At 55.3% G+C, this 13,519-nt stretch carries 14 protein-coding genes; 10 read left to right on the top strand and 4 right to left on the bottom strand.

The features are described 5' to 3' along the window. The first annotated feature begins 20 nt into the window (after positions 1 to 20). The 5 genes from prfA to kdsA are packed head-to-tail and all read left to right on the top strand — an operon-like array spanning position 21 to position 4,026. Positions 21 to 1,103 (top strand): peptide chain release factor 1, encoded by a 1,083-nt coding sequence (prfA, locus tag HV107_RS24935; RefSeq protein WP_182061372.1) that lies wholly within the window; start codon positions 21 to 23, stop codon positions 1,101 to 1,103. After that, positions 1,103 to 1,933 carry a peptide chain release factor N(5)-glutamine methyltransferase gene (gene prmC / locus HV107_RS24930; protein WP_182061371.1) on the top strand — a complete coding sequence of 277 codons (831 nt, stop codon included), beginning with the start codon at positions 1,103 to 1,105 and terminating at the stop codon, positions 1,931 to 1,933. The genes prfA and prmC overlap by 1 nt, the downstream gene beginning before the upstream one ends. Further along, positions 1,930 to 2,322, top strand: a complete 393-nt coding sequence (sirB2, locus tag HV107_RS24925; RefSeq protein WP_182061370.1) for an invasion regulator SirB2 — start codon at positions 1,930 to 1,932, stop codon at positions 2,320 to 2,322. Before prmC ends, sirB2 begins: the two co-directional genes overlap by 4 nt. Positions 2,323 to 2,325: 3 nt before the next feature. Beyond that, positions 2,326 to 3,135, top strand: coding sequence for an invasion regulator SirB1 (gene sirB1 / locus HV107_RS24920; RefSeq protein ID WP_182061369.1), 810 nt, complete (start codon positions 2,326 to 2,328; stop codon positions 3,133 to 3,135). Positions 3,136 to 3,171: 36 nt separating this feature from the next. Then, positions 3,172 to 4,026 (top strand): 3-deoxy-8-phosphooctulonate synthase, encoded by an 855-nt coding sequence (kdsA, locus tag HV107_RS24915; protein WP_148241874.1) that lies wholly within the window; start codon positions 3,172 to 3,174, stop codon positions 4,024 to 4,026. 89 nt (positions 4,027 to 4,115) lie between these two features. Here kdsA and chaA read toward each other — a convergent pair whose 3' ends face one another. Further along, the gene (gene chaA, locus HV107_RS24910) at positions 4,116 to 5,216 is read right to left on the bottom strand and encodes a sodium-potassium/proton antiporter ChaA (protein ID WP_182061368.1); all 1,101 of its coding nucleotides are present in this window, start codon (positions 5,214 to 5,216) and stop codon (positions 4,116 to 4,118) included. 447 nt (positions 5,217 to 5,663) lie between these two features. Between chaA and HV107_RS24905 the strand changes: the two genes are divergently transcribed. Further along, entirely contained in the window at positions 5,664 to 6,359 is a 696-nt protein-coding gene (locus HV107_RS24905) for a gamma-glutamylcyclotransferase (protein ID WP_182061367.1), read from the top strand. A 42-nt stretch (positions 6,360 to 6,401) separates the two neighbouring features. Here HV107_RS24905 and HV107_RS24900 read toward each other — a convergent pair whose 3' ends face one another. The 3 genes from HV107_RS24900 to HV107_RS24890 all read right to left on the bottom strand — a co-directional run bounded on the left by HV107_RS24900 (position 6,402) and on the right by HV107_RS24890 (position 9,099). Next, the gene (locus tag HV107_RS24900; protein WP_182061366.1) at positions 6,402 to 6,641 is read right to left on the bottom strand and encodes a DUF1883 domain-containing protein; all 240 of its coding nucleotides are present in this window, start codon (positions 6,639 to 6,641) and stop codon (positions 6,402 to 6,404) included. A gap of 213 nt (positions 6,642 to 6,854) precedes the next feature. Further along, positions 6,855 to 8,639 (bottom strand): methyl-accepting chemotaxis protein, encoded by a 1,785-nt coding sequence (locus tag HV107_RS24895; protein WP_182061365.1) that lies wholly within the window; start codon positions 8,637 to 8,639, stop codon positions 6,855 to 6,857. A gap of 106 nt (positions 8,640 to 8,745) precedes the next feature. Then, on the bottom strand, positions 8,746 to 9,099 hold the full coding sequence (locus HV107_RS24890) for a DsrE/DsrF/TusD sulfur relay family protein (RefSeq protein ID WP_182061364.1): 354 nt from the start codon (positions 9,097 to 9,099) through the stop codon (positions 8,746 to 8,748). 73 nt (positions 9,100 to 9,172) lie between these two features. Between HV107_RS24890 and nasR the strand changes: the two genes are divergently transcribed. The 4 genes from nasR to HV107_RS24870 all read left to right on the top strand — a co-directional run bounded on the left by nasR (position 9,173) and on the right by HV107_RS24870 (position 13,516). Continuing rightward, positions 9,173 to 10,357: a nitrate regulatory protein NasR gene (nasR, locus tag HV107_RS24885; RefSeq protein ID WP_182061363.1), complete on the top strand. Its 1,185-nt coding sequence runs from the start codon at positions 9,173 to 9,175 to the stop codon at positions 10,355 to 10,357. Positions 10,358 to 10,586: 229 nt separating this feature from the next. Next, complete coding sequence (locus HV107_RS24880) at positions 10,587 to 11,834, top strand: CmpA/NrtA family ABC transporter substrate-binding protein (protein WP_182061362.1); 1,248 nt, start codon at positions 10,587 to 10,589, stop codon at positions 11,832 to 11,834. A gap of 2 nt (positions 11,835 to 11,836) precedes the next feature. After that, positions 11,837 to 12,718, top strand: a complete 882-nt coding sequence (ntrB, locus tag HV107_RS24875) for a nitrate ABC transporter permease (protein ID WP_182061361.1) — start codon at positions 11,837 to 11,839, stop codon at positions 12,716 to 12,718. Positions 12,719 to 12,727: 9 nt separating this feature from the next. Continuing rightward, entirely contained in the window at positions 12,728 to 13,516 is a 789-nt protein-coding gene (locus tag HV107_RS24870; RefSeq protein WP_182061360.1) for an ABC transporter ATP-binding protein, read from the top strand. Positions 13,517 to 13,519: the final 3 nt, after the last annotated feature.

The raw sequence follows: 13,519 nt of genomic DNA, 5'->3' as shown, positions 1-13,519 counted from the left end.
TACAAGGTGCACTTACGCCTATGAAGCCTTCTATCGTCGCCAAACTGGAAGCTCTGCACGAGCGCCATGAAGAAGTCCAGGCGCTGCTCGGCGATGCCGGGACCATTGCAGACCAGGACCGTTTTCGCGCGCTGTCGCGCGAGTACGCGCAGTTAAGTGATGTTTCTAAATGCTTTACCGACTGGCGACAGGTCCAGGAAGATATCGAAACCGCGCAGATGATGCTCGACGATCCTGAAATGCGCGAAATGGCGCAGGAAGAGTTACAGGAAGCAAAAACGCGTTCAGAAGAGATGGAGCAACAGCTCCAGGTTCTGCTGCTGCCAAAAGATCCGGACGATGAGCGCAACGCGTTTGTGGAAGTCCGCGCCGGGACCGGCGGTGATGAAGCCGCGCTGTTTGCAGGCGATCTGTTCCGCATGTACAGCCGCTACGCAGAAACCCGCCGCTGGCGTGTCGAAATCATGAGCGCCAACGAAGGCGAACATGGTGGTTTTAAAGAAGTGATCGCCAAAATCAGTGGTGACGGTGTTTACGGTCGTCTGAAATTTGAATCCGGTGGCCACCGCGTCCAGCGTGTTCCAGCCACCGAATCGCAGGGGCGTATCCACACCTCCGCGTGTACGGTTGCGGTGATGCCAGAGCTGCCGGAAGCAGAACTGCCGGACATCAACCCGGGTGACCTGCGTATCGACACCTTCCGTTCTTCCGGTGCGGGTGGTCAGCACGTTAACACCACCGACTCCGCAATTCGTATCACCCACTTGCCAACTGGCATTGTGGTGGAGTGTCAGGACGAACGTTCCCAGCACAAAAACAAAGCCAAAGCGCTTTCTGTGCTCGGCTCGCGCATTCGTGCCGCGGAAGTGGCCAAACGCCAGCAGGCGGAAGCCTCGACCCGTCGTAACCTGCTGGGTAGCGGCGATCGCAGCGATCGTAACCGTACCTATAACTTCCCGCAGGGCCGCGTTACCGACCACCGCATCAACCTGACGCTGTACCGTCTGGACGAAGTGATGGAAGGGAAACTCGATATGCTGATTGAGCCTATCGTGCAGGAATACCAGGCCGACCAACTGGCGGCATTGTCCGAGCAGGAATAATGGATTTTCAGCACTGGTTACGTCATGCCGTCAGCGCGCTTTCAGAGAGTGAAAGCCCGAAGCGTGATGCCGAGATATTGCTTGAGTTTGTGACGGGTAAAACCCGCACTTACCTGCTGGCTTTCGGCGAAACGGTGCTCACTGCTGAACAGGAAACACAGCTCGCGGCGCTGCTTTCACGCCGTAAAACCGGCGAGCCGGTGGCGCATCTGGTGGGTGAGCGCGAATTCTGGTCATTACCGCTGTACGTCTCCGCGGCCACGCTCATCCCGCGCCCTGACACCGAGTGTCTGGTGGAGCAGGCGCTGGCGCGTTTACCGGCAACTCGCTGTAGCATTCTCGATCTTGGCACCGGAACCGGCGCGATTGCGCTGGCGCTTGCCAGCGAACGCCCGGACTGCGACGTAACGGCGGTGGATGTCATGCCTGATGCCGTGGTGCTGGCACTGCGTAATCAGGAACGCCTCGGATTAAGCAACGTGACGGTACTGCAAAGCAGCTGGTTTAGCGCGCTGTCGAACCGTACGTTTGCAATGATAGTCAGCAATCCGCCCTATATCGACGAGCGCGATCCGCATCTGGCGCAGGGTGACGTGCGCTTTGAACCACTGACAGCGCTGGTTGCCGCCAATGAAGGTCTGGCCGACCTGGATCATATTGTGTCGACATCGCGCCAGCATTTGCTGCCGGGTGGATGGCTGTTGGTCGAACACGGCTGGACACAAGGCGAAGCGGTTCGCGCGCTGTTTAGTGCGGCAGGGTACACCGCGGTGGAAACTTGTCGTGACTATGGCGGCAATGACCGCCTGACACTAGGACAGTGGCTATGAGCCTGTTTTACGTTCTCATTACCGCTCACCTGGTGTCGGTGGCACTGACCATCGGGTTTTTCATCGTCCGTTACTGGTGGCGCTACAGCAATAATCCACTGATTGACGCGCGCTGGGTGCGCATTGCGCCGCACTGTATCGATACGGTGCTGTTCCTGTCTGGCGCAGGATTAATGTGGAAGACCGGCTATCTGCCATTTACTGATAAAGGCGCATGGCTGACTGAAAAGCTGTTTGGCGTTATCATCTACATCGTTTTGGGTTTTATCGCGCTTGGACGTCGTCGTCCGCGCAGCCAGCAGGTGGGGTTTATTGCCTTTCTGCTGGGTCTGGTGGTGCTGTACATCATCATTAAACTCGCCACCACAAGAATACCGTTACTGGGGTAAGTCATGAGGTCCTTAGCCGATTTCGAATTTAACAAAGTGCCGCTTTGCGATGGGATGGTCCAGATTTCGGAGATGATCCGCGACGACTTTTCGTCACGCTTTGTCTACGATGAGCTGGAAAGCCTGGTTAGCCTGGCGCGAGAAGAGATTAATCAGGCGCGTCCTCAGGACTGGCAATTAGAGAAGCTGGTTGAGCTTTTCTATGGCGAATGGGGCTTTTGCGACACGCGCGGCGTGTACCGTCTTTCTGATGCGTTATGGCTGGATCAGGTTTTAAAAAATCGCCAGGGTAGCGCGGTTGCGCTGGGCGCTATTTTACTGTGGGTTGCCCACCGTCTTGATATTCCACTGGTGCCGGTTATTTTCCCGACGCAGATGATCCTGCGTGCGGAATGGCTGGACGGTGAGATGTGGTTAATTAACCCCTTCAACGGTGACACGCTGGACGAACACACGCTGGATGTCTGGCTGAAAGGTAACATTAGCCCGGTGGCTGAGCTCTTCAACGAAGATCTCGACGAGGCGGATAACTCAGAAGTTATCCGCAAGCTGCTGGATACGCTGAAAGCCGCGCTGATGGAAGAGCGGCAGATGGAGCTGGCGCTGCGTGCCAGTGAAGTGTTGCTGCAATTTAACCCGGAAGATCCGTACGAAATTCGCGACCGTGGTCTTATCTATGCTCAGCTCGACTGCGAGCATGTGGCGCTGAATGATTTGAGTTATTTCGTCGAGCAATGCCCGGAAGATCCGATTAGCGAAATGATTCGTGCGCAGATCAATTCGATCGCGCATAAACAAATTACACTGCATTAAATTTAATTCCGATTCACACCTGAATAAGGCGATCCTATGAAACAAAAAGTGGTTAGCATTGGTGATATCAAGGTAGCAAACGACCTGCCGTTCGTGCTGTTTGGCGGTATGAACGTGCTGGAATCCCGTGATCTCGCGATGCGCATCTGCGAGCACTACGTGACCGTGACCCAGAAGCTGGGCATCCCGTATGTGTTTAAAGCCTCTTTTGACAAAGCCAACCGCTCCTCTATCAACTCTTACCGTGGCCCAGGCCTGGAAGAGGGGATGAAGATTTTCCAGGAGCTGAAGCAGACCTTTGGCGTGAAAGTGATCACCGACGTGCATGAAGCCTCTCAGGCGCAGCCAGTGGCTGACGTGGTTGACGTGATTCAGCTTCCGGCCTTCCTGGCGCGCCAGACTGACCTGGTTGCCGCGATGGCGAAAACCGGTGCGGTTATTAACGTGAAGAAACCACAGTTCGTGAGCCCGGGTCAGATGGGTAATATCGTCGATAAGTTTATCGAAGGCGGTAACGACAAGATTATCCTGTGCGACCGTGGCGCAAACTTCGGTTACGACAACCTGGTTGTGGACATGCTGGGCTTCAGCGTGATGAAGAACGTGTCTAACCAGTCTCCGGTTATCTTCGACGTGACCCATGCCCTGCAATGCCGTGACCCGTTTGGTGCCGCGTCTGGCGGTCGTCGTGCGCAGGTTACCGAGCTGGCGCGTGCCGGTATGGCAACTGGCCTGGCTGGTCTGTTCATTGAAGCGCACCCGGATCCGGCTAACGCGAAATGCGACGGCCCATCTGCGCTGCCACTGGATAAGCTGGAGCCGTTCCTGAAACAGATTAAAGCGATTGACGATCTGGTGAAAAGCTTCGACGAGCTGGATACCAGCAACTAATAAAAAACCCGCTTCGGCGGGTTTTTTTATGGGGCATATTGCCGGGTGGCGTGTAGGCCCTGCAAGCGAAGCGTCGCTGGGCAAAAAAACTACGCAAATATCGTCATCAGATACGCAATAAACAACGCCATATGCGCCGCACCGTTAAGCACGTTAGTGCGCCCGGTTGAGAATGAGATATGGCACAACACCAGCGACGCCACCATCACAATCATCTCTGGCGCGCCCAGCGCAAAGTGCAGTTCGTTACCCGTCATAAAGGCAATCAGCGTCACCACCGGTACGGTAAGTGAAATCGTCGCCAGCACGGAACCAAAGAACAGGTTCATTGCACGCTGTACCTGATTGTTCAGCACCGCTTTCAGCGCCCCAAGGCCTTCCGGCGAAAGGATAAGCAACGCAACCAGGAAACCGGTAAACGCCACCGGCGCGTTCAGTTCGGTCAGCAGTGTCTCCAGCGGGTTAGCGTTCATCTTGGTCACCGCGATAACCGCAATAAGATGTACGATCAGCCAGATGGTATGCCACACACTGCTATGCGCAGACGGTTTACCGTGATGCGGGTCGTCATCGTCGCTGTCATCCTCGTGCTCATAGACAAACAGGCTCTGGTGCGTTTTGGTCTGAATCAGCAGGAATACGCCGTACATGGCCGCGGAAATAAGCGCAACCAGCAGTGCCTGGCCGGTGGTGAAGTTCGCGCCCGGCAGCGCCATCGGGAACACCAGCACGATAATCGCCAGCGGAAACAGGGCAATCAGGTACTGCTTAATGCCGAACAGGTTCATATATTGGGTGGCGAATTTACGCCCGCCCAGCAACAGGGAAAAACCAACCAGGCCGCCCGTTACAATCATAATGATGGAATAGAGCGTGTCGCGCATCAGCGTAGGCGCAGCGTCACCGGTTGCCATCAGGGCAGAAATAAGGCTGACCTCAAGAATAACGACGGAAAGGCTTAATATTAAGGATCCGTACGGCTCGCCCAGGCGGTGAGCTAATACATCAGCGTGGCGAACAACGCTGAATGCACTGGATAAAATACCAATAAGTGCAAGAATATTGATACCAACGACCACTGGCAGTGACTGACTGCTTCCCCAGAAGAGCAGCACAGCCAGCGCCAGAACCGGGAAAATGAGTGATGTCTCCTTGTGGCGGGTTTTCACCGCCTCATGTGTTGCTGTCATGTTCTTCTCCCTCAATGCAGGTGCTTGTAATTATAGATAGAAAATTTGAGGTCATTAAACTAACAGATAACAATTTAAATCCAGTTATCTTTTACTTAATTTTACTGTATGGCCATTATTTTTATCGAATTATCTGTAATGACGTGTTTTTGCTAAATAAAACCTAAATAACAAAGCATTATGAATGGACGTTTTGCACTCTCGTAATGAGAAGGTATGTGGGCGAAATCGCCAAAATATCAGAGCAGCTATCGCCTGGTGAGTCTATTGCAGGCAAATTATTAGCCTCCTGCATTTTGACTTTTCAGGCGGTTGAACTTTCGTTGTATTGCAACTGGCCCATGAATTGCTTATCGTTAATCAACTGCTGGCAAAATGACCAGCACATAATGCCGGGAAGGCGAATTACAGATGTCGCAAGGAAGCATGCAGTGGCGGAGGTGTAAAGTGTTAACGCGTGATTTCTTAATGAAGGCAGATTGTAAGACGGCATTTGGTGCTATTGAGGAATCGCTTCTCTGGTCGGCTGAACAACGTGCGGCATCGCTTGCTGCTACGCTTTCCTGCCGCCCGGATGATGGCCCGGTATGGATTTTTGGCTACGGCTCCCTGATGTGGAACCCGGCGCTTGAATTTGTAGAATCAGCGACAGGGACACTCCCTGGCTGGCATCGTGCATTTTGTTTGCGTTTGACCGCCGGGCGGGGCAGTGCATGTCAGCCTGGACGGATGCTTGCACTGAAAGAGGGCGGACGCACCACGGGCGTGGCATACCGGTTGCCGGATGCATCCCTGGAAGACGAGCTGACGTTGCTCTGGAAGCGCGAAATGATCACTGGTTGCTATATGCCGAGCTGGTGCAAGCTTGAACTCGACGACGGTCGTACCGTCAATGCGCTGGTGTTTATTATGGACCCGCGCCATCCCCTGTACGAAGCCGATACCCGTACGCAAGTTATTGCCCCGTTGATTGCCGCTGCCAGTGGGCCGCTTGGCACCAACGCCCAGTATCTCTTTTCACTGGATCAAGAGCTGACTCGCCTTGGCATGAAGGACGATTGCCTGAATGAGCTAGTGACGAAGGTGAAAGCGTTACTGGAAGGGAACCTGCTGAATAACCCGTTGCGCCCGGGTTTTGCCTGATAAAACGCCCGGTTGCCAGATGGCAAACCGGGCGTTCATTTATTACGCGGCAACGTAGCTTACGGAATGCTCAAGAGACTGACTGTGGCTGTCAATCAGCACATCCCAGGTGCCGGTGTATGGCACGGTCAGCCACGCTTTATCATCCTGCACGGTCAGAATATCGGCCTGCGATTGCTTTTGCTCTTTAGAACTCATCAGATGAATGCGGCAACGCTCTGAGCAACGCACCACAACAGTATCCCCGCCAAACAGTTTCAAACTTGTTTTTACCAGTGCCATTTTTAAACCCCGTAGTCTTAAACAACGCTCTCCTTGCAGCCAATCCTGAGCGTGATGTTGTTCACAATTCACTCATTGCATAACACCAAAGGGGAGGGTACGGGATGCTGATTTTGATCAAAAAATGGCATAACGATTAAACAAAAATGACAAAACACCTGAAAGCTTTCAGCCTGCGGGCATTTAACCAGGTAAATGCCCGCGGGTGGAACATTAAATGCGGAAATGCCCCGCCGTTTCAGCAAGGTCGCCCGCCTGGCTTTGCAATGCACTGGCCGCAGCGGCTGATTGTACAACCAGTTCGGCGTTTTGTTGCACCATACGATCGAGATGTGTTACTGCGTGGTTAATCTCATGAATACCTTTCATCTGCTCGCTGGTTGCAATAGAGATTTCACGCATAATCCCCGACACGTTACCGATGCTGGAGCGGATTTCATCCATGCTTTCACCGGCCAGATGCACATAGCGGGAGCCCGTTGCCACGCTGTCGGTGGTGGAATCAATCAGGGATTTGATCTCTTTCGCGGCCTGAGCGCTGCGGCTGGCAAGGTTACGCACCTCGCCGGCTACCACGGCAAACCCGCGCCCCTGTTCCCCCGCACGGGCGGCTTCTACCGAGGCGTTTAGCGCCAGAATATTCGTCTGGAAGGCAATGCCGTCAATCACGCTGGTGATATCGCCAATTTTTGCCGACGCCACTTCGATTGACTGCATGGTGCTGATGGCCTGAGACACCACGTCCCCCCCGCGAGAGGCGGCAGCCGAGGCTTTGCTGGCCTGGTCGTTGGCTTCCGCAGCGGATTCATTCGACTGGGTAACGGATGCGGTGATCTCCTCAACGGCGCTGGCAGTTTCGCGCAGGCTGGATGCCGCCTGCTCGGTTCGCCCGGAAAGGTCGTGGTTGCCTGCGGCAATCTCCTGGGCCGCATTTTTCACCGAGGCGCTGGCATCACGCAACTGCGCCATCACCACCGACAACTTATCGCTGAAGGCGTTAAACGCCTGCGCAATTTGCGCTACTTCATCATCGCCATTATCTGGCAGACGCTGTGACAGGTCGTTAGTGCCGTTGGCAATGTTGTGCATGGCATCGCGAATATCAGACAGGCGCTTCAGCAGACGGGCAATCAGGAAGTGGACAATGGCACCGCTCAGCAGAGCAAGGATCACCAACGACAGCGCAGAAGCCTTGAGTAAGGCACGCATCCCGGAGGTGGCATCGTTGTTGTCGAGCGCGACAATTAACATCCAGTGCGTCCCGTTAACCGGCGTCGCCACAAAAGTCTTTTCTGCGCCATTAAAGGTGCCGTCAAGCGGGTTGCCGTTTTTCAGCGCCGCAAAATCAACGCCTTTGATGGTTTCAGCGAAGGGTTTCAGGGTCAGGGCCGGATCGTTGGCGGCAATAACGGTGCCATCGCTGTCAACCAGCAGCCCGCTGCTCGCCGGTGTCGGGTGAATGCCGCGCACGTTAGACACCACGCTATCCATCGCCACATCACCCGCAACAACGGCCTTCAGTGTCCCGTTGTCTTTAACCGGTACGGCAAAGGTCACCACCAGCTTTCCGGTGCCTGCGTCAACGTAAGGCGCGGTCACCACCGGCGCATCGGTGCTGACCACCTGCTGATACCACGGACGCACGGTAGGATCGTAATCCGCAGGCACACCCGCAGGATCAGAGAATTTCGCCGTCTTGCTGGCGTAACCCACATAAACGTTGGTGAACCCGCCAGCCTGAGCCAGCTGTTTGAATGCCGGCACCGGATCATCGCTCAGGGCAACCGTTTGTGCGGAAGAAATAACCATCATTTTGCTGTTTACCCAGTCAGCAATAGCCATGTTATGACTGGCGCTGGTGCTGGTCAGACTATCGCGCTGCGACTGCTGGTTATCCTGGCGGGTGACCTGGAAGTTAATAATGGTGTTAAGAATGAGTGCGACGATCAGACAACCTGTCGTCGCGGCAATGATGCGTGCACGAATGGACCTGAACATAAGTGAAATACCTGCTGTGTTGTTTTCATGCCTATCGGCAACCTTGCAGGTAAACTTGATGCTGAAACCGCGTCCATAAGAAAATAATATTTTTACGGGTTTATTATTAAAACGTTAATACTTTATCGGCGGTCAGTGTCCACTGCGCCAGCTCAATCAGTGTCCCAATCTCTACCCCGTCAATCAGCGGCAGGGCAGTAATTCCCCGCCCGTCGGTGCAGGTCTTGCACAGCTTCACCGGGACGTTTTGCGCCGTCAGGATCTCCAGCATCTGCTGAATGTTGTAGCCCTCGGCGGGTTTTTGTCCCTTCAGCCCGGCAGTCACGGCATCCGACATCAAAAAGAGACGTAACTGAAGCTCGCTGTCCTGATCGCGCAGGGCAATGGCCAGACGCAGGCTGTTGAAAAGAGATTCACTTCCGTATGCCGCACCGTTAGCGACGATCACAATCTTCTGCATGTTGACTCCTGTTATTTGAAAAGGCACGAATTTTGCTTATTTCTCTGTATAGAACCTATCCGGGAGAATAAGTATGACGTTAATGGCTGGCAGTTCGCCCGGCGCAACCGAATGGTTTCAGCGTGCAAAACAGTTGCGTCAGTTGCAACTCAACAAGCTCGCACAACTGGGCGAGCTGGTGAACGGCATCAGCCAGCTGGTGCATATGCTTCAGTGCGAGCGCGGTGCGTCAAACGTCTGGCTCTGCTCGCAGGGGCAACTCTATGCCCCCGAATGCAAGGCCAGCCGGGCGCTGGTGGACGAAAACCTTACCGCACTTCACCGGATGCTTAACGAACAATCCCCGATGCCGGGCAGCGCCGTGTGCGAACGCATCGCCAGCGCGTTGTTAAGCCTGGAAGGTCTTATCGCCCTGCGTGACGGGGTGAGCGCACAACACATTGCAGCGCCGATGGCGATGGAGCACTACAGCCGGATGCTGCGCCAGCTGCTCAGTATTGTACCGCAACTGAATGACAGTATTGATGATCCGCAAATCGCCGGGCGATTTGTCGCGCTCTATAGCCTGATGCAGGGCAAAGAGCTGGTGGGGCAAGAGCGGGCATTAGGGGCGATTGGCTTCACGCAGGGATTTTTTAGCGATGAGACTCGTCAAAAGCTGGTTGACCGTATTGATGGCCAGCAGGCCTGTTTTGAGGTCTTTTTGTCGCGCAGCGGCGATGACATCCGCCAGACTTTTACCCTCAACTGCCAGCCGTGTCTGGAAACAGAACAGCTGCGGCGCGTGGCCTGCACGCGTCAACCTGCGGAAGATAATGGCCAGACGGCCCTCAACTGGTTTGCCCTGCAAACGGCGCGTCTTGAGCACCTGCGCACGCTGGAAGAGATGGTCATCGCCGACCTGATGGTCGCCGTGGATGCACGTATTCACAGTGACGATGAGTTTACCCTCGCCGGGGATGAACACGACGATCCCCTTGCGTGTTACCCGGACAAACCCTTGCTGCCTCTGGTACGCCAGCAGGCGCGGGAAATAGAGCTACTGTCCCGCCAGCTGGCATCGCTTCGCGACACGCTGGAAGAGCGTAAAACCATTGATAAAGCCAAAAGCGTATTAATGAGCCACCAGAATATGAATGAAGAACAGGCATGGTATGCCCTGCGCAAAATGGCGATGGACAAGAATCAGCGCATGGTGGATATCGCCCGGGCACTGCTCACCGTGAAGACTTTATGGCAGATAACACCAAAGGAGTAGTTGCACAATCAGTGGGCATTTTGTGCCTGATTGAGGTGCGTAAAGTTGCCGTGAACCCGACGAAGAGTAGAAAAACAGGGGCTTAAAAGCTGGCATCGACTTTGCATTAACTAATTAACCATTTTTGACGATGCGCCAACGGCGGTGCAATCGTCTGCGGGATAAAGGCGTCCAGCGGTGCTTCGGCACTGTAGGGCGCTTTTTTTTGTCTTTTTTTCAGGAGTGGGTCATGGCGGATTTGTCGAGACGGCGGTTTTTGCAGGCCAGCATGTTGGCGAGTGGCGCAATGTTGTTACCGGGCGTTATGCAGGCTGCATGGGCCGCAGGTTCGGATAAACCAGAACAAGACACAGTTCGCATCGGGTTTATCCCTCTGACCGATTGCGCCCCGGTGGTGATCGCGGCGCTGAAAGGGTTTGATAAAAAATATGGCATCACCATTGTGCCCACCAAAGAGGCGAGCTGGGCTGCAGTGCGTGACAAGCTGGTTGCCGGTGAACTGGACGCGGCACATATCCTTTACGGCCTGCTGTACGGGCTGGAGTTGGGCATCGCCGGTAAGCCGCAGCAGATGGCAAACCTGATGACCCTCAACCATAACGGCCAGGCGATTACGCTTTCAGCCGATCTGGCGGAGAAGGGCGTGCGCGATCTCGACGGGCTGAAAAAGCTGGTCGGGCAGCAGGCCCCGGGCACTTACACCTTCGCACACACTTTCCCGACCGGGACGCACGCCATGTGGTTGTACTACTGGCTTGCCAGTGCGGGCATTAATCCATTCGACGATGTGCGCACCGTGGTGGTACCGCCACCGCAAATGGTGATGAACATGCGTATTGGCAACATGGTCGGCTTTTGTGTGGGGGAACCGTGGAATGCGCGCGCCATTAACGACCGCATCGGTTTTACCGCCGCAACGTCACAGTCCATCTGGCCGGAACATCCTGAAAAGATCCTCGGCACACGGCGGGAGTGGGTGGATAAAAACCCCAATACCGCCCGTGCGCTGGTGAGTGCCGTGCTGGAAGCGTCTCGCTGGATAGATGCCTCACCAGAAAACAAACGCGAAACCGCGCAGATCCTCTCGCGTCGGGCGTGGCTTAACACCAAAGAGCAGTACCTCACCGGGAGAATGCTTGGCGAATACGACAACGGAATTGGCAAGCGCTGGCAGGACGCCAACCCCATCCGCTTCTTTAACGACGGGGCGGTCAGCTATCCGTATCTGTCAGACGGCATGTGGTTCCTGACTCAGTTCCGCCGATGGGGATTACTCAAAAGCGCACCGGACTACGCGGCCATTGCCGCACGCATTAATCAGACCTCGGTCTGGCAGGACGCCGCCACGGCAGTGGGCGGGATCTCTGCGCCATCATCACCTGTACGTAGCAGCACCCTGATGGACGGCACCGTCTGGAACGGTACCGACCCGGAAGGTTACGCAAACCGCTTCGCCATTCATCGTAAAGGGGCTTGATTATGAAGCATCTGCAAAACACCAGACATGTTGAAGAAAAGCCACTGAGTGGGGAAGTGATCACCCTGCCGCCTGTTCAGGTTCGCCGCCGTGCTCCGGCACTGGCCCGCAGGATCAATGCACTGTTACAACGCATTATTCCTGCATTTCTGGGGCTGGGGTTGCTGGTGGTGCTCTGGCAACTTGCGGCAATTAGCAGCAAAGGTTTCCCTACGCCGCTCAGCACTCTGGATTCCGCGCTAACGCTGTTTGCCGACCCGTTTTACCGCGACGGGCCAAACGACATGGGGATTGGCTGGAACGTGCTGGCCTCGTTACAACGCGTGGCGGTGGGCTTTGGCCTGGCGGCGCTGGCGGGTATTCCGCTGGGCTTCCTGATTGGCCGTTTCACCTTTATCTCGCGCATGTTTACGCCGCTGATTGCGTTACTGCGCCCGGTCAGCCCGCTGGCGTGGCTGCCTATCGGATTGCTGTTGTTCCAGAAAGCGGAGCCTGCCTCCAGCTGGACCATTTTTATCTGCTCTATCTGGCCGATGGTCATTAACACCGCCGAGGGCGTACGCCGAATTCCGCAGGACTACCTCAACGTTGCCCGCGTATTGCAGCTTTCCGAGTGGACCATCATGCGCAAAATTCTGTTCCCGGCGGTATTACCTGCCGTGCTGACCGGGGTGCGTCTCTCCATCGGGATCGCCTGGCTGGTGATTGTCGCCGCCGAAATGCTCACCGGGGGGCTGGGGATCGGTTTCTGGATCTGGAATGAGTGGAACAACCTCAACGTCGAAAACATTCTCATCGCCATTGTGATCATTGGCGTGGTCGGGTTGCTGCTGGAGCAGGGGTTGATGCTGATCGCCCGCCGTTTTAGCTGGCAGGAAAAATAAGGAGTGACTATGAAACCGTTAATTCAGGTACAGGCCGTGAGCCAGCGTTTTTCCACCGCCAGCGGTGAGTTCCTGGCGCTGCAAAATGTCTCTTTTGATATTCACGAGGGCGAAACCGTGAGCCTGATTGGCCACTCCGGTTGCGGTAAGTCGACGCTACTGAACCTTATCGCCGGGATCACGCTGCCGACAGAAGGCGGGTTGATTTGTGATAACCGCGAAATTGCCGGCCCCGGACCGGAGCGCGCGGTGGTCTTCCAGAACCACTCTCTGTTGCCGTGGCTGACCTGCTTTGACAACGTGGCGCTGGCGGTGGATCAGGTGTTTCGCCGCACCATGAGTAAGGCAGAGCGTAAAGAGTGGATTGAGCACAACCTTGATCGCGTACAGATGGGACATGCCCTGCACAAGCGCCCGGGGGAGATCTCCGGTGGCATGAAACAGCGTGTCGGTATCGCCCGCGCGCTGGCGATGAAGCCGAAAGTCCTGCTGATGGACGAGCCGTTCGGCGCGCTGGATGCGCTAACGCGCGCCCATCTTCAGGACTCGGTGATGCAAATCCAGCAGGCGCTGAACACCACCATCGTGCTGATTACACATGACGTGGACGAGGCGGTGTTGCTGTCTGACCGCGTATTGATGATGACCAACGGCCCGGCGGCTACTGTCGGCGAGATCCTCAACGTTGATCTGCCGCGCCCGCGTAACCGGGTACAGCTTGCTGACGACAGCCGCTATCACCACATGCGCCAGCAGATCCTGCATTTCCTCTACGAAAAACAGCCGAAAGCGGCGTAACGA

The sequence above is a fragment of the Enterobacter sp. RHBSTW-00175 genome, assembly GCF_013927005.1.
GTDB lineage: Bacteria > Pseudomonadota > Gammaproteobacteria > Enterobacterales > Enterobacteriaceae > Enterobacter.
This window is presented reverse-complemented; position numbering and strand designations above follow the sequence as displayed.